The 25570-nt window shown below is 64.6% G+C and carries 21 protein-coding genes and 1 riboswitch; of the genes, 16 read left to right on the forward strand and 5 right to left on the reverse strand.

Annotated features, from left to right (window positions below; translation table 11 throughout):
- Nucleotides 1-48: 48 nt before the first annotated feature.
- Nucleotides 49-1659: an ABC transporter substrate-binding protein gene (locus tag QX034_RS15640; protein ID WP_315703106.1), complete on the reverse strand. Its 1611-nt coding sequence runs from the start codon at nt 1657-1659 to the stop codon at nt 49-51.
- A gap of 217 nt (nt 1660-1876) precedes the next feature.
- Nucleotides 1877-2527, reverse strand: coding sequence for a hypothetical protein (locus QX034_RS15645; RefSeq protein ID WP_315701685.1), 651 nt, complete (start codon nt 2525-2527; stop codon nt 1877-1879).
- Nucleotides 2528-3056: 529 nt separating this feature from the next.
- Between QX034_RS15645 and minC the strand changes: the two genes are divergently transcribed.
- From minC to QX034_RS15720, 15 genes are all read left to right on the forward strand, one after another.
- Nucleotides 3057-3746 carry a septum site-determining protein MinC gene (gene minC, locus QX034_RS15650; RefSeq protein ID WP_315701684.1) on the forward strand — a complete coding sequence of 230 codons (690 nt, stop codon included), beginning with the start codon at nt 3057-3059 and terminating at the stop codon, nt 3744-3746.
- A 20-nt stretch (nt 3747-3766) separates the two neighbouring features.
- Nucleotides 3767-4582 carry a septum site-determining protein MinD gene (gene minD / locus QX034_RS15655; protein ID WP_315701683.1) on the forward strand — a complete coding sequence of 272 codons (816 nt, stop codon included), beginning with the start codon at nt 3767-3769 and terminating at the stop codon, nt 4580-4582.
- Complete coding sequence (gene minE, locus QX034_RS15660) at nt 4579-4854, forward strand: cell division topological specificity factor MinE (RefSeq protein WP_315701682.1); 276 nt, start codon at nt 4579-4581, stop codon at nt 4852-4854. The genes minD and minE overlap by 4 nt, the downstream gene beginning before the upstream one ends.
- Before the next feature lie 74 nt (nt 4855-4928).
- The gene (locus QX034_RS15665; RefSeq protein WP_315742466.1) at nt 4929-5702 is read left to right on the forward strand and encodes a thioesterase family protein; all 774 of its coding nucleotides are present in this window, start codon (nt 4929-4931) and stop codon (nt 5700-5702) included.
- A 130-nt stretch (nt 5703-5832) separates the two neighbouring features.
- The gene (locus tag QX034_RS15670; RefSeq protein WP_316174167.1) at nt 5833-6489 is read left to right on the forward strand and encodes a hypothetical protein; all 657 of its coding nucleotides are present in this window, start codon (nt 5833-5835) and stop codon (nt 6487-6489) included.
- A gap of 180 nt (nt 6490-6669) precedes the next feature.
- Nucleotides 6670-6918: a hypothetical protein gene (locus QX034_RS15675; RefSeq protein ID WP_316174169.1), complete on the forward strand. Its 249-nt coding sequence runs from the start codon at nt 6670-6672 to the stop codon at nt 6916-6918.
- Between the two features lie 125 nt (nt 6919-7043).
- The gene (locus QX034_RS15680; protein ID WP_316174171.1) at nt 7044-7736 is read left to right on the forward strand and encodes a hypothetical protein; all 693 of its coding nucleotides are present in this window, start codon (nt 7044-7046) and stop codon (nt 7734-7736) included.
- Nucleotides 7737-7759: 23 nt separating this feature from the next.
- Nucleotides 7760-8017, forward strand: coding sequence for a hypothetical protein (locus QX034_RS15685; RefSeq protein ID WP_315701677.1), 258 nt, complete (start codon nt 7760-7762; stop codon nt 8015-8017).
- A gap of 88 nt (nt 8018-8105) precedes the next feature.
- Nucleotides 8106-8324, forward strand: a riboswitch (cobalamin riboswitch).
- Between the two features lie 222 nt (nt 8325-8546).
- Entirely contained in the window at nt 8547-10556 is a 2010-nt protein-coding gene (locus QX034_RS15690; RefSeq protein WP_315701676.1) for a TonB-dependent receptor plug domain-containing protein, read from the forward strand.
- Between the two features lie 95 nt (nt 10557-10651).
- Nucleotides 10652-11230 carry a hypothetical protein gene (locus QX034_RS15695; protein ID WP_315701675.1) on the forward strand — a complete coding sequence of 193 codons (579 nt, stop codon included), beginning with the start codon at nt 10652-10654 and terminating at the stop codon, nt 11228-11230.
- A gap of 228 nt (nt 11231-11458) precedes the next feature.
- Nucleotides 11459-13252, forward strand: a complete 1794-nt coding sequence (locus QX034_RS15700) for a peptide ABC transporter substrate-binding protein (RefSeq protein ID WP_316195561.1) — start codon at nt 11459-11461, stop codon at nt 13250-13252.
- A 50-nt stretch (nt 13253-13302) separates the two neighbouring features.
- Nucleotides 13303-14262: an ABC transporter permease gene (locus QX034_RS15705; protein ID WP_315701673.1), complete on the forward strand. Its 960-nt coding sequence runs from the start codon at nt 13303-13305 to the stop codon at nt 14260-14262.
- Nucleotides 14228-15169, forward strand: coding sequence for an ABC transporter permease (locus QX034_RS15710; protein WP_316174178.1), 942 nt, complete (start codon nt 14228-14230; stop codon nt 15167-15169). The genes QX034_RS15705 and QX034_RS15710 overlap by 35 nt, the downstream gene beginning before the upstream one ends.
- The gene (locus QX034_RS15715) at nt 15169-16170 is read left to right on the forward strand and encodes an ABC transporter ATP-binding protein (RefSeq protein WP_316196073.1); all 1002 of its coding nucleotides are present in this window, start codon (nt 15169-15171) and stop codon (nt 16168-16170) included. Before QX034_RS15710 ends, QX034_RS15715 begins: the two co-directional genes overlap by 1 nt.
- Complete coding sequence (locus tag QX034_RS15720) at nt 16167-17165, forward strand: dipeptide ABC transporter ATP-binding protein (protein ID WP_316174180.1); 999 nt, start codon at nt 16167-16169, stop codon at nt 17163-17165. Before QX034_RS15715 ends, QX034_RS15720 begins: the two co-directional genes overlap by 4 nt.
- Nucleotides 17166-17192: 27 nt before the next feature.
- Here the strand turns inward: QX034_RS15720 and QX034_RS15725 are convergent, their stop codons facing one another.
- Entirely contained in the window at nt 17193-19052 is a 1860-nt protein-coding gene (locus tag QX034_RS15725) for a feruloyl-CoA synthase (RefSeq protein WP_315701670.1), read from the reverse strand.
- A 233-nt stretch (nt 19053-19285) separates the two neighbouring features.
- Between QX034_RS15725 and QX034_RS15730 the strand changes: the two genes are divergently transcribed.
- Nucleotides 19286-19771, forward strand: a complete 486-nt coding sequence (locus QX034_RS15730) for a MarR family winged helix-turn-helix transcriptional regulator (protein WP_315742477.1) — start codon at nt 19286-19288, stop codon at nt 19769-19771.
- Between the two features lie 23 nt (nt 19772-19794).
- On the opposite strand, the gene QX034_RS15735 is transcribed toward QX034_RS15730, so the two are convergent.
- Entirely contained in the window at nt 19795-21780 is a 1986-nt protein-coding gene (locus QX034_RS15735) for a cache domain-containing protein (RefSeq protein ID WP_315701668.1), read from the reverse strand.
- A 904-nt stretch (nt 21781-22684) separates the two neighbouring features.
- Nucleotides 22685-25561 carry an EAL domain-containing protein gene (locus QX034_RS15740; RefSeq protein WP_315701667.1) on the reverse strand — a complete coding sequence of 959 codons (2877 nt, stop codon included), beginning with the start codon at nt 25559-25561 and terminating at the stop codon, nt 22685-22687.
- Nucleotides 25562-25570 lie beyond the last annotated feature (9 nt).

Genomic DNA, 25570 nt, shown 5'->3' on the forward strand with positions numbered 1-25570 from the left:
ACCCCATTTTAGCGTGCCCGCCGGCGTTTCCGTCGGCCAAGCAGTATCCTATTCGAGCTCAATCGCCTGGTACGTCCCGGTTTCGTCGAGCGCCGTGCCCCAGATCTTGTGCGAGGCCTGATGCTCGGCGCGGCCGTAGCCGAGCTGCGCGCCAAGCCCGAGATCGAGATTGCGGATGTTCTCGAGCGTGTCGACGAGCCGCTCCGTATCGAAGGTCGGGCCGACCCGCTTGAGGGCTTCGATCAGGATGCTGGCGGAAACGTAGCCTTCGAGCGAGGTGTAGTCCGGTGCCTCGCCGGGGAAGTACTTGGCCAGTGCGTTCTTGTAGTCGAGCACCAGGCTCGAATAGCCTGACACGCCGGGCACCACCTGGGTGACGATCACACCGTTTGTATAGCGCGGGCCGAGCAGCGTCAGTTCGCTGGCGAGCGAGGAGGCTCCGACCGCCGACAGGTTGGCGAAGATCAGGCCCGGAAGCTGCTCCTGCGCCTTCTCGATGAACTTGGCCGCGGCGCGTGTCGTCGCGACCATGATGACGGCGCGGATCGGGATCCTCTGCGCCTTCAGCTGGCTGACCGCAGGCTCCACGTCGACCGTGTTGCGCGTATAGTTGACGCGGAGAATGGCGTTGTCGTTGGCGCCCAGCGTCCGGAATGCTTTCGCCACGCCGGCATAGCCGGCGTCGCCATAGGCGTCGTCCTGGGCGAATACGGCGATCTGCCGCGGCTGCAGGTGACGCATCTTCACGAGATAATGCACCAGAGCTTCGGTCTCTTCGGCATAGCTCGGGCGGTAATTGAAGACGTAGCGGTCGGGCGGGTCGTGCCGCACCACATTGGCGCCGGTGTAGGCGCCGAAGAACAGGGTGCGCCGCTCCAGCGCATAGGGGATGGCCATGGCCGCATTGGCCGTTCCGAAATTGCCGATGAAGCCGAAAACCTGTTCCTTCTCGTAGAGCTGCTTCATCGCATCGAGGGTGCGATTGGGGTCGTAGCCGTCGTCGGCGGCGACCAGCTTCAGCATGCGGCCATTGATGCCGCCGCTCTCGTTGGCGCGATCGAATGCAGCTTCGATGCCGAGCTTCATCAGCCGGCCGGTCTCCCTCACCGGACCCGAGAACGGGATGACGATGCCGAACTTGATCTCGCTCTGGGTGACGCCGCGCACGTTCATCGGCGGCGGCAGGGTTTGCGTCGGCGCGATCGCCGCCATCGCAGCCGGCGGTCCAAACCTCACTTCCGGCAAGCCCGATGTGGTCTGCGGCGGACTTGCGATCGACTTTTCCAGATCGGCAAGCTGGCGATCGGCGGCGCGGCAATCGATCCGTCCGCTCGTCACCATGCTGCGGCCTTCGGCGACATAGCGATCCAACAGGCGTGTCACCTCATCGCGATCGGCCTCCAGCGTGGAGGCCTCGCGGATGACACCCTGAAATTTCTCGATGATGAGCTGGATGCGGGGCCGGGCGATGTCGCGGCAGGCCAGCGCGGAGCCGACGATCGGACCGACCTTGCTGCTGAGTTCGCGCACCACCTTGAGATTGTCGCCGGGCGCCGCGTGGACAGTCCCGGCGAATAGCGCGCCGAACAGCAAGGCAGCCAGACGAACGGAGATACGCACGTCTCGCACCGCGGCCACACGGGGCCAGAGGTCAGACATAATAGTCATGGTGATGCCGTTTCAGCTCGCTTGACGCCTAGTGCCCCTGTCGTACTCCGAATTCCGAAGTTCGCATCATGTCGCGCACCCTCGTTTGCGAACTTCGGAATTCGGAGAGCACTGCAAAACCTTTGGTTCTGGTGCGGCGTCGAACTTGAAGTTCCGATCAGGGCTGCGAGACGCCGATCGAAACTTCAATTCGCCGCACCAGAGCGAATCATTGGGCTCTGTCGGATTGGCTCGCTCTCTGATTCCACTGCATGAATTGCTGCAGCAGCGGCTTTTCCGAGCTGGCGCTCTGGCCTTGCGCATCCGACGGCAGCAGCGACTGGAATTGCGACAACGCGGACGTCGTCTTGACGTCTGTCTTGTCCACCTGCGTGTCGTCCAGTTCGGCCTTGATATCCTTCGCTTCCACTGCGGCCGGGGGCGGCGGCAGCGTTGTCTTCATCGCCTGGACCGCCGCCACGAACGACGAGCTGGCGTCCTGCTGTCGGGACGAGGGGACGATATTGACGAAGAAGAGCGCAACCACGGCAGCGACTCCGGCCGCGGCGGCCAGGCGGCCTGCGATCTTGAACGTCACGGAGCGACGGTCGCGTTCGCGTGTGAACTCAGGCGGCTCGCGCATCACCTGCGGGTCGAGCGAGTGGCGCAGCGATTCGAATACTGCACTCTCAAGCCGCGATTCGATGGTGGTTTGCCCGGCGGGCGCTCGCTCGCTGCGTTCGCCCGTCTGGGGCTTCTCTCGGGTTTCTTCGACGAGAGAAAGTCGGGAGGCCTCTGGTCTTTCGCGGACCCAGCGCGGTGCATAATGCAAAGGATCCTGCGGGTTGGTCGTCGGATTCTGCTCACTCAAGGAACTCATACGCTACTCCTCTAACGCTCAACTCCGGTATACGTACGCCACTGCCCTCGCCGCAGGCGACAAAGGTGCTAATGGAAAAAGGGGGCGCGTGAACGGTCGCATGCGACCCCATCGAGCCGGAATATCTGCAGCGACCGAAGCAAAGCGCCGGCGCGCCTCTGTGCGCGCAGCCTCGTCCCCTGCATCGCGCTACGAGCTCTCATTTGCGCTCGCAACGCTTCCATCGATCCCATGCCCCGCCCCCTGACGAGTGTCAATCTTCGAACAGGCCGGTCCTCCGCAGGACCATCGTTATATGAACCTTAAGGTTATCAGCTGGATGTGATTAAAATGAGGCGCGTAATGCCTTGACTTGGGAGTGCCGGCACTCGGCCACGATTCTGCTGCGAAAGGGACGCGGTTCGGTCGCGTTCCACGTACGGCCGTACCGCCGGCAGTTTAATTCAAGTCGATGACGTGTTCTTAACTCTCCATTAACCAACGCCGTCCGACAGTTAACCAATCGCTAAGAAAGGCTGGTCGGATGGTCATGAACGTCAAGATGGAGCAGACACGTCAGTTCATTCGTCTACGCGGCCGTTCCTATGTCGCCTTCGTGTTTTCTCCCGTTGTGCCTATTGCCGGTTGGCTTGCGGAGCTTGATGCAACGCTGGCGGGTTCTCCGGGCTTTTTCGTCGGCAAGCCAGTGGTTCTCGACCTCTCCGCGGTGGATCTGAGCCCGCTTGCGATCACGCATCTCATCAAGAGCATCGAGGCGCGCAACATCCGTGTGTTGGGCCTCGAGGGCGTCGAGCCCGGCCGCCTTGCGATCGGCATGCCGCCGCTGCTCACCGGCGGGCGTCAATGCGCCGTGCTCGAGGTGGAGCCTGACAAGCCGGCGTTGCAGCCTTTGAAATCGATGCTGCTCGAACATCCGGTACGCTCGGGGCAATCGATCGTCTTTCCCGACGGCGACGTCACTGTGCTTGGAGCCGTTTCGTCCGGCGCCGAAATCGTCGCCGGCGGCTCGATCCATGTGTATGGCGCGCTCCGCGGCCGCGCGATGGCCGGCGTCAACGGAAACGCGGCGGCGCGCATCTATTGCCAGAAGATCGAGGCCGAGCTGCTCGCCATCGACGGCTACTACCAGACAGCGGAGCAAATCGACGTCGCATTGCGCGGCAAGCCCGCCCAAGCCCGGCTGGAGGGCAACTCCATGAAAATCACGCCGTTGAACTGAACGACAGGAGACAATCAAAAATGGCAAAGGTGCTCGTTGTGACCTCGGGCAAGGGCGGCGTCGGCAAGACCACGACGACGGCCGCCATCGGGGCGGCGCTGGCGCAGGCCGGCCAGAAGGTCGTGGTGGTGGATTTCGATGTGGGCCTGCGCAATCTCGATCTCGTCATGGGCGCCGAGCGGCGCGTCGTGTTCGATCTGATCAACGTGGTGCAGGGCGTCGCCAAGCTGCCGCAGGCCTTGATCCGCGACAAGCGGCTGGAGAATCTGTGGCTGTTGCCCGCCTCCCAGACCAAGGACAAGGACGCGCTGACCGAAGAGGGCGTGGGCCGCGTCATTGCGGAATTGCGCAAGATGTTCGACTGGGTGTTGTGCGACAGCCCCGCCGGCATCGAGCGCGGCGCCATGCTCGCGATGCGCTTTGCGGATGAAGCGATCATCGTCACCAATCCGGAAGTCTCCTCGGTGCGCGATTCCGATCGCATCATCGGCATGCTCGATTCCAAGACGGTGCGCGCCGAGCACGGCGAGCGGGTGGAGAAGCACATCCTGATCACGCGCTACGATCCGGCACGTGCCGCGCGCGGCGAGATGCTCTCGATCGACGACGTGTTGGAGATCCTGGCCACGCCGCTGCTCGGCATCGTGCCGGAGAGCCAGGACGTGCTGCGCGCCTCCAATGTCGGCTGCCCGGTCACCTTGAACAGTCCGGCCAGCACGCCGGCGCGCGCCTATCTCGACGCCATGCGTCGGCTGCTGGGCGAGCATATCGAGATGATGGTGCCTGCCGAGCGCAAGGGCCTCATGAACCGGCTGTTGGGACGGAGGGCTGCATGAGCATGCTGCGGCTATTCTCCGGGCGCACGGCCTCCGCGCCGATCGCGCGGGAGCGGCTGCAGATCCTGCTCGCGCATGAGCGCAGCCTGCGCAGCCAGCCGGATCTGCTGATGCAACTGCGCGAGGAAATCCTCGCGGTGGTTTCGCGCCATGTGGTACTCGATCCCGACAAGGTCATCGTGCGGATGGATCGGGGAAAGCATGTCTCGACGCTTGAGGTCGATATCGAACTGCCCAATGGCGCCGATCGCGCTCTTGCCACCGCCGGCTGAGGCGCGGCGACGGCGCTTGCCCGCAACGAGACGCGCGAGCAGGGGCGCGCATTGCGGGGCGCGGTATTGAGTTGATGCAGCCGATTTTTCGTGTCGAGGACAATCGCGTCATCGTCAGTCCGGACGCGGCCGGTCCGTGGGATCCGAGCATGCAGCACGGCTCGCCGCCGGCGTCGCTCGTGGTCTGGGCCGCCGAGCGCATGCCGACCAAGGCGCCGATGCGCATCGCCCGTCTCACCATCGATCTGATGCGGCCGGTGCCGCTCTCCGAACTCACGATCGAGACCGAGGTGCTGCGCGAAGGCCGCAAGATCCAGCTCTGTGCGATCAGATTGCGCGCGGCCGGCGTGGTCGTTGCCGCCGCGACCGTGCTGAAGGTGCGGCAGGAATCCGTCCCGCTGCCGGGCGACATCGCCGATCTGCCGGTCGATTATCCGGCGCCCGATGCCTCGCGTCCGGAGCCGGTGGATTTTTCGTCAAGTCCGTTCGTCACGGGCATGTCGCTGCGCGCCGCGCGCGGCCGTTTCGGCGTGAAGGGCAAGGGTGCGATCTGGTATCGCGTCGATTGGCCGCTGGTCGACGGTCACGCGGTCTCACAAGCGATGCGCGCCGCGGTCGCTGCCGACTTCTGCAACGGCACCTCGCCGGCGCTGGATTTCAATCTCTATACGTTCCTCAATGCCGATCTCACGCTCAGCATGGCGCGCGAGCCGGTCGGCGACTGGATCCTGCTCGATGCCGACAGCTGGATCGGTCCGGACGGGACAGGGCTCGCGATGGCGCGGCTCGGCGATGCCAGGGGCTATTTTGGTCGCGTGGTGCAGAGCCTCGTGATCGAGAAGCGGTGAGGGCGGACGCTCTCTCTGCGCAATTCCTCGCCATCTTCCTCCTGTCATCTGCGCCCCCAACGCTCATTGGGCTTGGCCGGAACATCGCCGCCGTGAGGGCGTTGCCCGGCCAACCATAAGGAGCGGGATCATGCGCAACTCGACAGCCTATTTTGCGGGTGCGGGAACCGTCGCCATTGCGATCGCGGTGGGTCTCGGCGGCGGACTCGTGATCGCGGAGAAGATGAATCCGAAGACACCGCCGTTGGAATCCACCAAGCTGGAGCGACGCGCACCGGAGCCTTCGCCCTTGCCCAGCGCATCGCCGAGTTCCTATCTCGCTGCGACGCAGGCCGCGACGACGGCACCCATCGTGGTGACGCCGACCGCGGCGAAGGCCGCCGATCAGCCGCAGCCTGCTGCGGATCAGGGGACGCCGCAGCCTGCGCCGTCGCCGGTGAACTCGGCGTCCAATGCGCCCGCCGCGCAGTCCTCCCCGTCGCCGTCGATCCCGCCAGCTCCGCAGCAGCAGGCGAAAGCGCCGGAGCAAGCGAAGGCCCCCGAAAACGCGATGGCCAAGGCGGACGATGCCGATCTGAAGTCGCGCGACAGCCAACGCAAACACAGCGATCGGCGCCGTGCCGAACGGCACCAGCAATGGTCCGAGCGCCGGCATTGGACTCGGCGCCGCGAACCGGATCTGAGCGACGTCGAACAGGCGGTGCGGGAGGACAGCGCGCCGCGCGCCTATGTGGCGGAGCCGGTCGACATGCCGACGCCGCGCTTCAGCCTGTTTGGCGACGATTGAGCGCCGCGTCTGGGGGCAGGTCGCATCCTGCCCGGAAAACCGCGCATTCCCGCAGGACCCCAGATCCCATCCGGTTGCAACTTTAACGCGGCATTAACCATCCCAGGCCGACAATCCGTGCGTGGCGGTATCCCGTTCACCGCGGGAGACTCGCAAGGCTCGAATCACGAGGGATGCGCGATGGGCTTCGGGACGCTGATGGACAAGACGCCGGCGACGCTGGAGGAAATCAGGGTCCGCGTCGGTCACGCGCTGCAGCGGCACCCGCTATGCCGTACCGTGCGCTTCGATATTGTCAGCGTTCCGCGCACCGCCCGCGGCGGCAACTGGACCATCAGCCTGCGTTCGGTGGAACCCGCGGCCTTGTGGGAAGCCTCCGATATCGTTGCCGATATTCAGGCGGCCTACGACCTGCACGCGGCTGCATAAGGGCGCCCTCAGAGCGCAATTGAGCCGGTCAGTGAGGCCCTCCGGCAACAATGGAAACCGAAAGCCTTAATTTGCTCCCAGTTTTCGGCAAAGTGCGGCGTACCGCCGGGGATACGGAGATGTGCGTGACGAAATCGATCACCCTTGTGGCTTTGGTGTGCGTGCTCGTGGCAGGGGCAGCTGCGACCAGCATCCTGTTCCGCGACAGCGTGCCGTCCGCCGGTATTGAAATGCCGGCCGTAGTGGCAAAGAGCCCTGTCTCCAACCGGCAGGCCAAGGGCGACCGCCTCACTGTCGCTCACTTTTCATCGCTGACCGAGGACATCCAACCGGCCGCTGCGCCGAGCGAGCCGGTGCGCCAGGCCTTTGCCTATGCCGCCGCCGACGCTGAGATGCCGAAGCCGGCTACGCCAGCGCAGATCACCGGCGCCATCGTGGCGTCCGCACAAGTTGCCGAGCCGGCCGCGCCCAGGCAGAAGCCATTGGTGGCGCTGCGGCCCGAGGTGCAGAAGGCCTATGCCCTGCTCAGCGATGGCCAGATCGCCGGCATCAAGGAGCGGCTGAAGCTATCGCCCGATCAGGAATATTACTGGCCTGCGGTGGAGACCGCGCTGCGCGCGGTCGCCCGCAAGATCCACGCCACGCGTCAGGGCAATCCGAAACCCGGCAGCATGCCGATCGACCCCGATTCCGACGAGGTGCAGCAGCTGAAATCGGCGGCGATGCCGCTGCTCTGGCAGCTTCGCGACGACCAGAAGGACGAGGTGCGCAAGCTTGCGCGCATCATCGGTTTGGATAAGGTCGCCGCCGCGATCTAAACGCGGCCGACGACGAGGATTTGGTGTCCGACTACGACTCCTTACGCGATTTTCTGAAACAGCAGACGCTTCCCGAACTTGTGCTCAGCTTCGATCAGATCGAGGAGCTCATCGGCGCGAGCCTGCCGCGTGCGGCGCAGCGCGCCTCGTGGTGGGACAGCCTGCGCAGTCCGCAGGAGAGGATGCCGCAGCGTGAGGCTTGCCTGGACGCCGGCTATGTCGCCACCCGGCTGCCGGACGGCAAGAGCGTCCGCTTCAAGAAGATGAAGCGCGAGAGATAAGGCAGAGCGCCCCGCGGCTGCCGTTTTCGGACCTCTGCTGACCGTTCTGCGTCGCGCCGGGCCGGCATTGACACCGTCACGTCCCTCCTTCTATGTGCCTCCCGACGGTTCCCCTTCGCCGGGGATCAAAAGGGAATGCGGTGCCGGGAGATCTTCCGCGATGGAGATCGCCCGAAGGCCGCAGCTGCCCCCGCAACTGTAAGCGGCGAATCTCGCGTCAGATGCCACTGGGAATCTCGGTCCTGGGAAGGCGGCGCAAGGTGACGACCCGCGAGCCAGGAGACCTGCCGTCAGCCGTGGTCACACGCGAGGATGTCGGTCGGGGAGTACTGACATCGTTTCACCCGAGGCGCGTTGCCGCGTCCTGGCGTGAGACCTCGTTCGCGGTGACGTGCCACTGCCGTCCCGCCGAGGTCTTCGACCCATGTCTCCGCCATTCTTGTCTCAGCGTTGCATCCGTCTTCCTCTCATCGCCGCTGCGCGCTTGCGCGCCGGCCCTGTCGCGTCTCGTGTTGTCGCTGCCATCGTCATGGCCGGTCCGCTCGCCGCCGAAGCGCAGCAGTCGGCCTCACCCGATCTGCTGCCTCCGGTCGAGGTGGCGGCGCCCAAACCCAGACCTAAACCCAAGTCGCAGCCGAAGCGTGCGCGACCTTCAGCTTTCCATGCGCCAGCGGATGCGCGGACGCAGTCGCCTACGCCTGCAGCATCGACGTCCGCGAATGCCGTATCTGTCGCCGTCAGTCCGACCGGCATCGTGAGCCCGGCGGCCCAGGCGGCAAGCTCGATCAGCATCGTCACCGCCAAGGACATCCAGACTCAGCAATACCGGACCGTGCCCGACCTGCTGAGCACCATTCCCGGGTTGAATGTGGTCCAGGCCGGCGGTCCTGGCGGACAGGCCTCGGTGTTCGTGCGCGGCACCAATTCCAACCACACCAAAGTGCTGATCGACGGCATCGAGCTCGGCAATCCCGCCACACCGAACGGCGCCTTCGACTACGCGCATCTGCTCACCGCCGACATCCAGCAGCTCGAAGTGTTGCGCGGTCCGCAAAGCGGTCTCTATGGCTCGGATGCGATCGGGGGCGTGGTCTCGATCGTCACCCGCAAGGGCGAGGGTCCCGCCCGCGCCGTTGCGTCGGTTGAAGCGGGCTCGTTCAATACGTTCAACCAGACCGCGGGCGTCAGCGGATCGCAGGACAATTTCAACTACGCAGTCAACGTCGCGCACCTTCATGCCGGCGATGTGCCGGTGACGCCGTTGCAGCTGCTGCCGCCCGGACAGCAGGCGATCGGCAACAGCTACGACAACATGACGTATTCCTCGAAGCTCGGCCTTGCGCTGAACGACGAGTGGACCGTCAATTCGGTGGTCCGCTACACTGATGCGACTTTGTTGTTCACCGGCGACGGCGGCTTTCCCAGCGTGCCGAATGCCGCGCAGAGCCGGCACAATGTGCACCAGCTCGCAACGCGCCAGGAGGCGGTGTGGTCGCTGCCCGGCGGCCGCATCACCAATTATTTCGGCGTCAACTACACCAGTGATAGGAGCTCCGATCTCGCACCCGGAGATCTCTCCTCCACCGTGGGGCAAGGCGAACGGCTCAGATACGACTGGCACGCGGTCACCCGGATTGCGCCGGGAAACGACGTCATCGTCGGTGCGGAGCAGCAGGCTGAACGCCTGACCACGGCGGCGCTCTCGGCGGAAAACGGCAACAAAGCGGGCTTCATCGAACTGCAGTCGTCATTCGCCGAGCGATTTTTCCTGGTCGCGAATGTGCGCGATGATCTCAACGACGCATTCGGCTCGCATGCGACCTATCGGATCGCGCCGGCCGTGATCGTGCCGTTGACCGAGACCAAGCTGAAGGCAAGTTACGGCACCGGCTTCAAGGCGCCGACGCTCAGCCAGCTCTACCAGGATTTTCCGGCGTTCAATTTCTTCGGCAATCCCAACCTGCGGCCGGAGGAAAGCACTGGCTATGATCTCGGCTTCGAGCAGCCGCTGTTTGCCAGCCGCATCCGGTTCGGCACGACCTATTTCCACAACAGCATCACCAATCTGATCGCGACCAACGACACGTTCACCTCCTACGCCAATGTCGGCCTGGCCAGGACGGAGGGAACCGAGAGCTTTGTCGCGGCCGATGTCACCGGCCGGCTGGCGGTCCGCGCCGACTACACCTTCACCCGCGCGGTCGATGCGATTACCGGCCAGCAATTGCTGCGCAGGCCCAAGCAGAAGTGGAGCGCCACCGCGACCTGGCGGCCGGTCGATCCGCTCACCGTGTCGGCCACCGTGCTGCATGTCTCCGATTGGCGCGACGTGAGCCGTGACGGCTTGGTCTCCGGCCTGACCGCGCCGGGCTATACCATCGTCAATCTGCGCGGCGATTATGCGCTCAGCGACCAGGTGAAGCTGTTCGCGCGCGTCGATAATCTCTTCAACAGGCACTACCAGAACCCGACCGGTTTCCTGGCGCCGGGGCTCGGCGTGTTCGGTGGCATCCGGGTCGCCAGCTATGGCGTGCAATGAGGGTGTCTCCCGAGCGCGGCCGCTCCGAGGCGGATCGTGCGGCCTATCGCCATCCGACAGAAAAGTTTAGACTTAGCAACCGAAGGAGAATTGTCATGGCTCTTGATCGTCAGTTCCGCCCCGCGATGGGCATTTCGCTCGCATCGGTCGCGCCGCGATATCAGCCATTGTTCGCATTTGCTCTGCTGTCCGCCGCGAGTTGCCTCGCCAGTCTCGCGCTCGCCTGTGCGACGCCGTTCGCGGCGTTCGCCGTGGTGGCGGCTGCGATGCTGCCGCAGGGCTCGGCGCTCGCGGTGATCGCCGGCGCATGGCTCGTCAATCAGGGCATCGGCTTCTGCGCGCTGGGCTATCCGATCGACGCCACCACGTTGGCGTGGGGCTTTGCCATCGGCGCCGCCGCGCTGGCCGCAACCCTGCTCGCATCGGCGGCGTTGCGCGTCTTGCCGCGGCTTGTTCCAGCACCGCTCGCGCTCACCGCCACGCTGCTCTGCGCCTATGCCGCTTATGAGTTCGTTCTGCTCGCCGCGACGCCGGTGCTCGGCGGCGCGGCGGCTTTCGAGCCCGCGATCGTGCTGCGCATCGGTCTCACCAGCATGGCATGGTTGATCGGATTGGTCGCGGTTTGCGAGGCCGTTCGCTTGCTGGGCTCGTTCCGCGCCGAGCGCGCCTTGTAATTGTGGTGCGGCCTGCCGGTAGTTCCATTTTCCGGTATCGCCCTGGAATGATCCTGCCGCAGCTGCGAAGCGAATCCCGCGGCAGGTCATCTAACGAAGGTCGAATCAAAGGTTGGCCCGGAATCTGCTTTGACAGTTGCTCCGAACGCTGATCCAATTTCACGCCGCTCCAGGCATCTGCATGGAGGCGTAACGTTTTCTTGGATGAGCATCAGCTGGAGCTGTTGAATGTACGAGCGCGACCTTCGAAACCAGATCACCGATGTCAAAGCCGGGCGCCTGTCCCGCCGAGAATTTGTGCAACGGATGATCGCCGTTGGGCTGAGCGCACCGATGGCCGGTGCGATGCTGGCCCATTCTGGGGTCGCAATCGCCGCGGAAGAGATCGTCTATAAGCCGACCAAGGCCGGCGGCGGCGGTCCGCTGAAGCTGCTGTTCTGGCAGGCACCGACCCTGCTCAATCCGCATTTCGCGATCGGCACCAAGGATCAGGAAGCCTGCCGGCTGTTCTATGAGCCGCTGGCCGGGTGGGACGCCGACGGCAATCTCGTACCTATCCTCGCGGCCGAGATTCCGACCAAGGAGAATGGCGGCCTTGCGGCCGACTACACCTGGGTGATCTGGAAGCTGAAGCAGGGCGTGAAATGGCATGATGGCCAGCCGTTCACCGCCGACGACATCATTTTCAACTGGCAGTATGCTGTTAATCCCGACACGGCTGCGGTCTCAATCGGCAGCTATAAGAGCCTGAAGTCGGTCGAAAAGATCGACGATCACACCGTGAAGCTGACGTTCGTTCAGCCCACCCCGTTCTGGGCCGATCCCTTTGTCTCGGCCTTCGGTCAGATCATCCCCAAGCATGTCTTTGCCGACTACATCGGCGGCAAATCGCGCGAGGCGCCGGCCAATCTGAAGCCGATCGGCACCGGCCCCTATATGTACGTCGATTTTAAGCCCGGCGATTCGATCGCCGGCAAGCGCTTCCCAGACTATCACCAGCCGAACCGGCCTTATTTCGACACGGTCGAGGCCAAGGGCGGCGGCGATGCCGTGTCCGCAGCGCGCGCTGTGCTGCAGACCGGCGAATACGACTATGCTTATCTTCTCCAGGTCGAGGACGAGATCCTGACCAAGCTGGAGGCGGGCGGCCAGGGCAAGGCCCAGCTGACGGTGACGGGCCATATCGAATACATCGCCCTCAACGTCACCGATCCCTGGACCGAAGTCGACGGCGAGCGCGCCAGCATCAAGACCAAGCATCCGTTGTTCTCGGATCCGGCCGTGCGCAAGGCGATGAACCTGCTGATCGACCGCGCCTCGGTGCAGAAATTCATCTATGGTCGCGCCGGCGTCGCCACCGCGAACTTCCTCAACAACCCCGAACGCTTCCGCTCGCCGAACAACAAGTTCGAGTTCAACATCGAGAAGGCGAACCAGATCCTCGAGGAGGCCGGCTGGAAGAAGAATTCGTCCGGCATCCGCGAGAAGGACGGCAAGCAGCTCAAGGTCGTGTTCCAGACCTCGATCAATGCGCCGCGCCAGAAGAATCAGGCCATCATCAAGCAGGCCTGTCAGAAGGCGGGCATCGAGGTCGAGCTCAAATCCGTGGTCGCCTCGGTATTTTTCTCCTCGGACGCTGCCAACCCGGACACCTACACGCATTTCTACTGCGACATGGAGATGTATCAGACCACCATGCCGCAGGCCGACCCGCAATTCTTCATGAACCAGTTTGTCTCGTGGGAGATCGCGAACAAGGAGAACAAATGGCAGGGCCGCAACGTCTCGCGCTGGCAGAACAAGGAATATGACGAGACCTACCGCCAGGCTCAGAGCGAGCTGGACCCGGTCAAGCGCGCGGCGATGTTCATCAAGCTCAACGATCTCGTCGTTCAGGACAACTACATCCTGCCTGAGATCAATCGCCGCAACTGCATCGGCTTGAAGAACGGCATGGTCGCGAATAAGAGCGGCTGGGACAACGATCTCTGGCAGATCGCGAACTGGTATCGCGAGACTTGACGCGCATCACGCCACCCCGATGATCACCGCAACTTTGTAAGGCGGGAGCGATGGGAAATTATCTTCTCAGGCGCCTTATCGTCGCTGTGCCGAGCCTGCTCGGCATCAGCCTCATCCTGTTCGTGCTGCTGGCGCTCGCCCCGGGCGATCCGTTCGGCGAACTCGCGAGCAATCCGAACATCCCTCCCGAGGTACGCGAGGCGCTGCGCCTCAAGTTCGGGATGGATGATCCAATCATGGTGCGCTACCTGCATTGGCTGATCGCCATGCTGCATGGCGATTGGGGCTTCTCCTTTGCCAGCCGCGTCAACGTCGACACGCTGATCATGCAGCGGATTCCGGCTACGCTCTACGTGGTCGGCACCGCGCAGCTTCTGGCGCTGGCGGTGGCGCTGCCGATCGGCGTGCTGGCGGCGATGCGGCCTTATTCGGTGTTCGACCAGATCGCCAATACCTTCGCCTTCATCGGCTTCTCGCTGCCGACCTTCTTCACCGGCCTGCTGCTGATCCTGATCTTCAGCGTCAATCTCGGCTGGCTGCCGTTCGTCTATCGCACCGACATCCACGCCACCGGCTGGCTCTGGTACTGGGAGAACATCAAGCAGGCGATCATGCCGGTGGCGGTGCTCGGCCTGTACCAGGCCGCGTCCTATACCCGTTACATCCGTTCCGCCGTGCTCGACGTCATCAAGCTCGATTACGTCACCACGGCACGCGCCAAGGGTCTCAACGAGAAGAAGGTGATCGTCAAGCACGTGGTGCGCAACGCGTTGATCCCAGTGGTAACGTTGGTCGCGCTGCAGATGCCGACCGTATTCGGCGGTGCCATCGTCACCGAGCAGATCTTCCGCATTCCCGGCATCGGCTCGCTCCTCATCAGCGCGATCCTCGCCAACGACACGCCCGTGATCATGGCGGTGACCTTCGTGTTCGCCTGTCTGGTCGTCCTGTTCAACCTCATCGCCGATATCCTGTATGGCTGGCTTGACCCACGTATCTCCTTCCGTTGAGACGGTCGTCGCGCGGGTGGTGCGCAAACGCCGTTTCTCGCCCGGCCGCGACGCGGTTCGGCGCTTTCTCCGCCATCGCCTCGCGGCGGTCAGCGTCCTTGTGCTGGCGCTGCTGGCGTTGTCGATCCTGATCGGGCCTTGGCTGTGGCGCGTGCCGATCAACGAGATCGATTTCACCGCGCGCCTCGCGGCGCCGTCCTGGGATCATCCGTTCGGGACCGACGATCTCGGCCAGGATCTGCTCTCGCGCATGATCTATGGCGGCCGCATCTCGCTTGCGGTCGGCTTTGCGGCGATGGCGGTCGGCCTGTGTTTCGGCATCATCGTCGGCGCCATTGCCGGCGCCTCGAGGGGCGTCGTCGATGCCGCGCTGATGTGGCTGACCGACCTGTTCCTGTCGTTGCCGCAACTTCCGCTGCTGCTGCTCGTGATCTATCTGTTCCGTGATTTCCTCAAGGGCTGGCTGGGGCCGGAGGGCGGCGTGTTCGTCCTGATCGTGCTCGTCATCGGCGGCTTCCGCTGGATGCCGGTGGCGCGCCTGGTGCGGGCGCAATTCCTCTCTCTGCGTGAGAAGGAGTTCGTCGAGGCGGCCCGTGCGCTCGGCGCCTCCAACCTGCGTCTCACGGTGCGTCACATCCTGCCCAACGCACTCGGCCCCGTGATCGTCGCCGGTACCATCGACGTGGCGGCCGCGATTATTGCCGAGTCGACCCTGTCGTTTCTCGGCCTCGGTTTTCCGCCTGACATCCCGACCTGGGGCCGCCTGCTCTATGATGCCAAGGACTATCTCGACATCGCGCCGCATTGGGCGCTGTTCGCCGGCGGGGCGATCTTCCTCACCGTCATCGCGATCAATTTCATCGGCGACGGCCTGCGCGACGCGCTCGATCCACGGAAGGTGATGTGATGGATGCGTGCGTGACGCCGCTGCTCGAGATCAAGGGGCTCAAGACCTATTTCGACAGCGATGAAGGCAAGGTGCAGGCGGTCGACGGCGTCGACATCTCGATCGGTCGCGGCGAGACCTTGTGCGTGGTCGGCGAGTCCGGCTCCGGCAAGACCGTGACCGCCATGTCGGTGCTGAAGTTGATCGCGATGCCCCCCGGCCGCATCGTCGGCGGCCAGATCCTGTGGCAGGGCCGCGATCTGGTGCCGCTCGGCTCGTCCGAGATGAACAAGATCCGCGCCAGCGAGATCGCGATCGTGTTCCAGGAGCCGATGACCTCGCTCAACCCGGTCTACACGATCGGCGAGCAGATCACCGAAGTGATCCGGCTGCATCAGGGCCTTTCGAAGCGCGCAGCGCTGGAGCGCGCGGTCGAGATGCTGGCTTTGGTGCAGCTCCCTAATCCGCAACGTCGCGTGCATGATTATCCGCATCATTTTTCGGGCGGTCAGCGCCAGCGCGTGATGATCGCAATGGCGCTGTCCTGCAATCCGAAGCTCCTGATCGCCGACGAGCCGACCACCGCGCTGGACGTGACGATCCAGGCCCAGATCCTGGACCTGCTGCTCGACATGAAGGAGCGGTTGGGGATGTCGATCATGCTGATAACGCATGCGATGGGCGTGGTCGCCGAGGTCGCCCAGCGTGTCGTCGTCATGTATGCGGGGCGCGTGGCGGAGGAGGCGCCGGTCGATCGCCTGTTCGCCAATCCGCGCCATCCCTATACCCAGGGCCTGATCCGCTCGATCCCGCGCATCGACCTCGATGCGGTGCGCAAGACGCGGCTCGAGAGTATCGCTGGCACCGTGCCCAAACTGGTTAACCCGCCGGAAGGCTGCCGCTTCGCCTCGCGCTGCCGTTTCGCGCTTCCGGACTGCAAGCGCGCCCAGCCGGAACTGCGTGAGATCGAGCCGGGCCACAAGGTCGCCTGCATCCGCGCCGAGGAGAGCTTGCTGCAATGAGCGCGCTTGCTGAAGCCACACCCGCCGCTGCCGCGCCGCTGCTCAGCGTCCGCGATCTGACCAAGGCGTTTCCGATCCGCGGCGGCCTCTTGAAGCGCCAGATCGGCAGCGTGCGCGCGGTCGACGGCGTCAATTTCGATATCGGCGCGAGCGAGACGTTCGGCCTCGTCGGCGAGTCCGGTTGCGGAAAATCGACCACCGGCCGCTGCGTGCTGCGTCTGATCGAGCCGAGTTCGGGCGAACTCCGCTTCGAGGGCAAGGACGTGATGTCGCTGTCGGGCGACCGCTTGCGCGCGCTCCGGCGCGACATCCAGATCATCTTCCAGGATCCTTATGCCTCGCTCAACCCGCGCATGACGGTCGGCGCCATCATCGGCGAGGCGCTCACGATTCACGGGCTGGCGGCGACGCGGCAGCAATACGAAGCGCGCATCGTCCATCTGCTCGAGACCGTCGGCCTGCAGGCCGACCACATGACACGCTATCCGCATGAATTCTCCGGCGGCCAGCGCCAGCGCATCGGCATCGCGCGGGCGCTCGCGGTCGAGCCGAAGCTGATCATCTGCGACGAGCCGGTGTCCGCACTCGACGTCTCGATCCAGGCGCAGGTGATAAATCTGCTGGAGGACCTGCAGCAGAAATTCGGCATCGCCTATCTGTTCGTCGCGCACGATCTTTCGGTGGTCGAGCATATCAGCCGCCGTGTCGCGGTGATGTATCTCGGCCGCATCGTCGAGACCGCGGCCGCGCGGCAGCTCTATTCGACGCCCAAACATCCCTACACCGAAGCGCTGCTGTCGGCGGTGCCGATCCCGGACCCGTCGGTCAAGCGCAAGCGCATCCGCCTGAAGGGCGAGGTGCCGAGCCCGATCAACCCGCCGCCCGGCTGCCATTTTCACACCCGCTGTCCCCTGGCGAAGGACATCTGCAGCAAGGAAGTACCGGCGCTGAAGGCGAGCGCTCCGGGGCACCTCGTGGCGTGTCACTTCAGATAGGCAAGGGGCGGCCGCAGATCGTCGGGATCACCGCGGCGCCAGCTCGATCACGCCGGGGGCCGCATCGGTCCGAAGCATCGCGATCAGCTCCGCCCGTCGTGCCAGCACGGCGCGCTGGTTGATGTAGCCTTTGTCGGTGATCTCGCCGGCATCGAGCGATGGTGGCTCGGCCATCAGCAACGCGCGCGTTGCAAAGCGCGACGAGCCGACTGCGTCGGCGCGCAGCTTCGCAAGACCTCGCGCGACCGCCTCCCGCACGGCCTGATGCGCCAGGACCTCGGTGACCGGAGCTGTATCAGGCAGTCCGGCCGTGACCCGGCAGGCGGGCAGGCTGGGAACAATGAGGAAATGAACCTCATCGGTGCCGTGACCTGCGATCACAATGTCCTGCGCGAGCGGCGCCAGTGCCGCAATTCCCGCGATGCGCAGCGCCCCGACATTCACCCAGGTGCCGGAGCTGAGCTTGAAATCCTCGGTGATGCGGCCGTCGAAGAACAGCCCGCGCTCCGGACGGTCAGGGTCGGCAAATTTGACGGCGTCGCCGATCTTGTAGAAGCCTTCCTCGTCGAATGCCGCCGCGGTGAGCTCGGGCGCCCGCCAGTAGCCTGGCGTCACGTTGGGTCCGCGCACCCGGATCTCCAGCTTCTCGCCGGCAGGCACCAGCTTCAGCTCGGTGCCAGGTATCGGCACGCCGATATTGCCGGCGCGCTCGGCAAAGAAGTGGCAGTCCGTGGCAAGCGGAGACGTCTCGGTCGCGCCCCAGGCCGAGATCAGCGGTGCCGGCCGGCCGGTCGTTGCCTGACACAGCTCGTTCAGCGCATCCCACAGGTTCTGCGGCAGGGCCGCGGCTGCGTAGAAGATGCATTTCACGCCCGAGAAGAAATTCTGCCGAAGCTGGGCATCGGATTTCAACGCACCTACCAGCATGTCGAAGCCGCGGGGCACGTTGAAATAGACGGTCGGCACCACGCTGCGCAGGTTGGCCAGCGACGTCTCGAACAGGCCCGGTGCCGGCTTGCCTGCATCGATGTAGAGCGAGCCGCCCTGGCTCAGCACGAGATTGAAGTTGTGGTTGGCGCCGAACGTGTGACTCCAGGGCAGCCAGTCGACGATGACCGGGCCGCCCTCGATCTCGCCGAGAAATGTCCAGAGCTGGGCCTTGGCCTGCTGGCTCGTCGTCAGCATGCGCTGGGTGTTGATGACCGCTTTGGGTTGGCCGGTCGATCCCGAGGTGAACAGAAGCTTGGCTACCGTATCCGGCGTCACCGCGGCGAAGGCGCTGTCGACCTCCGTGCCGGCGCGCGTCGCGATCACCGATTGCAGCGGCACTGACGTGGCCGCATCGCCATCCCCGGCGATGATCGCCGCATCGTGATGTCCGTCGATCGCCGCCAGCGCCCGGGTAAACGGTTCTCGCTGCGCGACGAAGATCGCGCCGGGGTCGAGCAGCCGCATCATCGCGCGCAGCTTCTCATGGTCGGTCGACATCAGAGAGTAGGCCGGCGAGATCGCGCTGACGGGTACGCCGACATACTGCGCGGCGAGTGACAGCATCGCATGCGCGATGCTGTTGTCCGAGAGAATCGCGAGCGGGCGGGCGGGCCCGAGACCTTGCGATAGCATCCAGGCTGCGGCAGCGCGAACCTGAGCCAGCGCTTCGCGATAGCTGAGCCTGGTCCATGTTTCGCCGCAGCGCTCGGCGAGGAAAGTCCGCTCCGGAGCCTCCCGTGCCCAGTGTTCGAGCCATTCGCCCGTGCACCGCGCCGACGCCGTCAGCGGCATGGGCGAGCGCAGGAGGATGATGCCGTCGTTGCGCCTGGTTGCTTCGACCGAGGGTTCAGCGAACATGGCGTCCTCGGCGGTCATGACGCGCTCGGCGAAGCGCATGGGGCGCCTTCAAGAATGCGCAACCTGCTTCGTTGCGCCGCGGCATTTCGGTCGCGCCGCATCCGGCCGCTGCCTCACGGGCTGACATGGCTCCTCCCCTCATCTTCTTTATTGGAACAGAGAGTAGCAGAATAGTTGCACTTTGCAATTATTGTCGATGCAACCGATCGGGCCGGCTTGCTCGCGGCAAGGACCCGGTCTACGGGGATCATCGTGCGGGATCGCGAGTCAGCATGTCCAAGAACGGGGACGCCGCCGCATCGGCGCAACAGGAAACAGGCAGGACACAAGCCAAGATTGGCCTCGGGGAGCTCGAGAGCCATCTCGGCTATTTCGTGCGACGGGTCCAGCATTGGATTTTCCGCGACGTCAATGCGACCTTGGCTGACATCGATCTCGACGTCATCCGCTATTCGATCCTGGAGACCATCGCTGCGAATGGTGGCATCACTCAGGTCGCGGCCGCGGGCGCGTTGGGCATCGAGCGAGCCCGCATGGTGGGTCTGCTCGATGATCTGCAGCGGGCGGGGGTCATCGTCCGGCAGCGCTCGGAGCTGGACCGGCGGGCGCATGCACTGCATCTAACGCCGCGCGGCCGCGTGACCTTGAAGAAGGCCAATGCGTTGGTTGCCGCGCACGAGAAGAGGGTGGAGCGGCGGCTTGGCGCCGACAATTACCGGCGCGCGCTGTCCGCGCTGGCGCGGTTCAATCAGGATTAGCCTTGGGACGATCGCTGCGCCGTTTACGCCGCCTCGCGATCGGAGATCACGTTGATCAGCTTTCCAGCCTGCTCGTGGCTAAGCGAAAACTGCAGCAATGCGGTGTGATCGTTCACCCGCATCACCGTTCCCGGCAGCTCCGATGTCATGTCGGTCACCGTGAGGGTGACCGGCGTATTGGCCGTCAGCGCGATCGGGATTGCTTCGATCAGCGCACCACCGAGCGCGATGTTGCGAACCCTGACCGGAACGCTCTGGCCGTCGACCTGCAAGATGCCGGGGCGGTTGATGTTGAGCCGCGAGGACAGTCGGCGGTCCACCTCGGACGTCGAGGTCCGGATCACGTGCACCAGATCGGTCCGCAGCTCCTGAACCTTGCGCGCGATCTGGGCGGAGCCGTCGCGGATGTCGGTCGAGTGCCGTCCGGCCTGGCTCGCCTCCCGGGAGACGGAGGCGATCTGCGTCGCCACCTCGTGCGCCGCGCTTGAGGTCTCCGCGACGGTGCGCGAGATCTCGACGGTCACGTTGTTCTGCGCCTCGATCGCATCGGCGATTTCCGATGAGACGGTCTCGACATTGCGGATCACCTCGCCGATGACGCCGATCGCGCCGACCGAGGCGCGCGTGGAGTCCTGGATCTCCGCGATCTGTTGGGCGATCTCGCTGGTGGCCTTCGCAGTCTGCTCGGCGAGGGATTTGACCTCGGAGGCGACCACGGCAAAGCCGCGGCCGGCATCTCCGGCGCGCGCGGCTTCGATCGTCGCATTCAACGCCAGCAGATTGGTTTGCCCGGCGATCTCGCTGATCAGGCTGGTCACGGCGCCGACCTTGTCGGCGGCTTCCGAGAGCTTGGCGATGGTCGATTGCGCTTCGCTCGAAACCGAAACGGCCTTGCGGGTCAGCTCGCGCGATGAGCTGACTTGGGATGCAATTTGGGCGATCGAGGCCGCGAGCTGCGAGGACGCCTTGGCGACCGTCTGCGTGTTGGCCAGCGCCTGTTCAGCGGCCGCGGCGACGCTGCTGGAATTCTGCTCGACGCTCAGTGCACTCTCGGTCATGGACCTCGCATTGTCGGCCATGTGGCCGGTGCCGTCGGCGACCTCGCCCACGGCGAAGCTTGCCGCGCGCTCGACCGCCTCCGCCATATCCTTGAGCGCCATGCTCTTGATCCGATCGGCGAGTTGGCGTTGCTCATCTTCCAACAGCGCGGTCTGGTGCGCCTTCTCCTCGATTTTCTGCCTGAACTGTTCGATCGAACGGGCCATGTCGCCGAGTTCGTCGCTGCGTTTCAGGCCGGGCAAGGTGATGTCGAAGTTGCCGAAGCCGAGCTGGGTCAGCGCGCCGCGCATCGAGGCCAGCGCAGCGGACATGGAGCGCGCGATGAGCAGCGTGATGGTGCCGAGCAGGAGAATGATCGCCGCCGCTGCAATCACGACGTTGCGCTTGCTGTCCCACATCTGCGCTTCGAGATCGTCGACGTAGACGCCGGTGCCGATGACCCAGCCCCACGGCTCGAAGCCGGCGACATAGGATAGCTTGGGCTGGGGAGCGTCCTTGCCGGGCTTCGGCCACATGTACTCGACGACACCAGCGCCATCGCGCCTGACGACGTCGACCATCTCGGTGAACAGGTGTTTGCCGGTCGGGTCCTTGTTGTCGGCGAGCATCTGGCCGTTCAGTTCGGGCTTGATCGGATGCATCACCATCCGCGGGCCCATATCGTTGATCCAGAAATAGTCGCCATTGCCGTAGCGCAGTCCGCCGATCCGCGCCGCAGCCCGCTTTTGCGCAAGCTCCGGCGTGACCTTGTCGCGGGCGACCGTCTCGTACTCTTCGCGGGCGATGCTGAGCGCGGTCTGGGTGAGATGGATGAGCTCATTCCGGCGCTGCTCTTTGAGCGCGGTCGCCAGGTTTGAGCTCTGCGTGACGGCAAGTCCGACCAGCCCGCAGAAGGACAGGCCGATGATCGCGTAGATGCGGAGAGCGAGCGAAAGTCGCGGTCGGGTCATCGAGAATATCCGGGAAAGTGCGAAGCGTTGTTGTTTGCACGAAATACTAGCCGGGCGCTGTTGATGCGGCGTTAAGCCGATCCTTACAGAGCAAGCATCCGTCAACGTCTGAGCGGTATTCCGTTGCTGCTAATAGTAATGCAGCGCCTGTTTGTTCGTTTCCGCGGCAATGAGCTCATTGCGCCGGTCGCGAACGGCTGGTGCGCTGACACCGGGGAATGTCGCGGTGCTTGGACACGTCAGCCATGCCCAAATTGCCCGTCGTGCCACTCTGTCGCAGGCTGCGCGGCTTGCCGTGTCGGGCAAATCAGAAGCACATTTGTCCGCGTCTCGGCCCGCAAGAGGGACGCTTCGCGATCGTCACGAGTGTCGGGCCGGGATGCGATGGACGCGATGATATCGCAGTGTGCGTGAGCATACCGACGAACGATATCGCCGCGTACGGTCAAGCCGCATGGTCCTGGCATCCCGACGCTGATGCCCCGCGCAACGCGCGTTCCGCGCGTTGTCGCGATCGCGACGAGGCTTTGCCTCGCGCGGCGGTGACCAACAAGCCCGGCGCACCGGGGAGAATGCGGAGCAGCCGTTAAGACCGTCGCGCAGGGAAGGCCGGATCATCCGGCTGAGCCTGTGGTTCCTGCCCCGTGCATTTCTATCGCACGGGGGCCGCGGGTATCAGTCGATGCCCGGCCTTCCCTGCGCCTCTCTTCTCGAAGAGGGACGATGAATTGCAAAGCTCGGGCGCGGAAAGCGTCGCGAGAACGGGAATGCATGTCGTGGGACCGTCATTGCGAGCGAAGCGAAGCAATCCAGAGCTGCGGCCTGATTCTGGATTGCTTCGTCGCTCACGCTCCTCGCAATGACGGAACAGAAACAGTGCCGCATCTGTCCGGCACAGGTCGCCTTAGCTCGCCGCTTCGAGCCGCTCTTCCGTCAGCAGCCGCATCGCGGCGTCGGCGTCCATCGGTTCACCGAAGGCGTAGCCTTGGGCGAATTCACAGCCGAGGTGGTAGAGCTCGACCGCATCCGAATCCGTCTCTGCGCCTTCGGCGACGACATCCATGCCGAGATCATGCGCCAGCGCGATGATCGATTTGAGGATGACGGGACGGGTGCCGCGCGCCGTGGTGCGCACGAAGGACTGGTCGATCTTCAGCGTGTCGAACGGGAAGCGCTGCAGATAGGCCAGCGACGAATGGCCGGTGCCGAAATCGTCGATCGAGAGACCCACGCCGAGCTCGCGTATGCGGGTCAGCATCTGCGCCGCGTGCTCCGGGTTCTCCATCACCAGCGATTCCGTCAATTCCAGCTTCAGCGAGCCGCGTGCGACCGAGGAGCGCGCCAGCACCGAACGGATGTCGTGGATCAGGTCGTGACGCAGCAGCTGCCGCGAGGAGACGTTGACGCTGGCGAAGATCGGCTCGCGCGCGCGCATCGCGCGCTGCCAGATGGTGAGCTGCCGCGCGGTCTGGTCGAGCACAAACGTACCGAGGTCGACGATGAGTCCGATCTCCTCGGCGATGGTGATGAACTCGATCGGCGACATCCGCCCCAGCTTCGGATGGTCCCAGCGCGCCAGTGCTTCGAAGCCGGCGACCGAGCGATCCTCGAGCCGCACGATCGGCTGGTAGAGGATCGTGATCTCCTGGCGCTCGATCGAGCGGCGCAGCTCGCTCTCGAGCGTGAGGCGGTCGTTCTTGCGCGCGCGCATCGCAGGCTTGTAGACGTCGATGCGATCGCCGCCGATCCGCTTGGAGTGATACATCGCCAGCTCGGCGTCCTTGATGATGTCCTCCGAGAGCTGGACTTGCGGGTCGGAGAGCGCGAGCCCGATCGAGGCGGTGAGGAAGATCTCGCGCTCGTTGAAGGCGATCGGCGCGCGGATCGTCTTGCGGATGGTCTCGGCAAAGGCGGTGATGCGCGGGGGATCCTGTTCGGAGAGCAGGATCAGGCCGAACTGATCGCCGGCGAGCCGCGCCAGGGTGTCCTGCGGTTTCAGGATGCGGGAGAGCCGCCGGGCCAGCGTGAGCAGGATGGAATCGCCGACCGCGATGCCGACGGAATCGTTGACCTGCTTGAAGCGGTCGAGGTCGATCACCATCAGCGTCGGCCTGAGATTCGGCATCGACTTGCCGAAATTGGCCACCGCGGCGAGACGGTCGATGAACAGCTTGCGGTTGGGCAGGCCGGTCAGATTGTCATGCACGGAGTCGTGGAGCAGGCGCTCCTCGGCATTCTTGAACTCCGTCACGTCGGTCAGCGTGCCGACCACGCGCGAGACCTCGCCGTCCGAGCCGACCACCGGGCGCGCCTTCAGCGCGAACCACATGAAGTGGCCGTCCGGGGTGCGCAGGCGGAAATCCTGCACCAGGCGGCCGCGACGCTGGTCGAGCACGCTGTCGAGCGCGGCACGGAAGCGGTCCTGGTCCAGCGGGTGCAGCACTTCCAGCCACTTCGCCGCCGGTCCTTCGAGCGTGCCGCGCTTCAGCCCGAGCAGGTGCTCGGTCTCAGGGCTGGTGAACACCTTGTCGGCGGAGACGTCCCAGTCCCAGATCAGATCGCCCGAGCCGGTCAGCGCGAGCGCGCGGCGCTCGACATCGGAAACGATGCCCGTGGTGGCGCCGCCGCCGGCAAAGGCGTGCTGCATGACGGTGAAGCCGATCAGCATCACGATCAGAACGAGACCGCCGAGCAGGGCCGGGCCGACGATGTCGTTGGTGACCGAGCCGGCAACCGTCAGGCCGGCGGCGCCGACCCAGACCGTCAGCAGGAACCAGGTCGGGATCAACAGCACCGCGCGATCGAACCCGTGGCTGGAGAGATAGACGATCAGCGCGAAGCCGGCGACCGCGATCAGGAGCAGCGACATCCGCGCGATGCCGGAGGCGACCGCAGGATCGAAAAGCGCGACGGCGACCAGGGAGCCCAGGAAGAACAGCCAGCCCACGGTGATGTGGGAATATCGGACATGCCAGCGCGACAGGTTCAGATAGGCGAACAGGAAGACCAGCAGGGTGGCGGCCAGGATCGCCTCGCCCGAAGCGCGCCAGACGCGCTCGGCGTTGTTCGACATGTCCAGGACCTTGGCCCAGAAGCCGAAGTCGACGCCGATATAGACCAGCACCGCCCAGGCCAGCGCGGCCGCCGCCGGGAACATGATGCTGCCCTTGACCACGAACAGGATGGTGAGCACGAGGGCAAGGAGGCCGGAGATGCCGATCACGATGCCCTGGTACAGCGTGAACGAGTTGACCTTGTCCTTGTAGGCCTCCGGCTCCCACAGATAGAGCTGCGGCAGCTTGTCGGTGCGCAGTTCGGCTACGAACGTGACCACCGAGCCGGGATCCAGGGTGACACGGAAGACGTCGGCCGTCGGGCTGTCCTGCCGATCCGGCAGGTCGCCGACCGAGGGCGTGATGGTGGCGATGCGGGACAGGCCGAGGTCCGGCCAGAACACGCCGGAGCCGACCACGCGGTAATGCGGCGCCACGATCAGGCGATCGAGCTGGTCGTCGGTATTGTTGGCGAGCGCGAACACCACCCAGTTCTGGCCCCCCTCGCGCGCGCGCACCTCGATGCGGCGGACGATGCCGTCGGTGCCGGGCGCGGTGGAGACCTGGATGCGGTCGCCTTCGCTCTTCTGATGCTCAAGGATGCCGGTGAGGTCGATCGCAGGCGCATCGCTGCGGACGCTGACCGCGTCGACGGCATGCGCAGGGGCTGCGGCAACACAAATCACGAGGCCCAGCGCAAGCGACGCGAGGCACCTGATCAGATGCAATGTCAAATC

Source organism: Bradyrhizobium sp. SZCCHNR3119, assembly GCF_032487775.1.
Classification (GTDB): domain Bacteria; phylum Pseudomonadota; class Alphaproteobacteria; order Rhizobiales; family Xanthobacteraceae; genus Bradyrhizobium.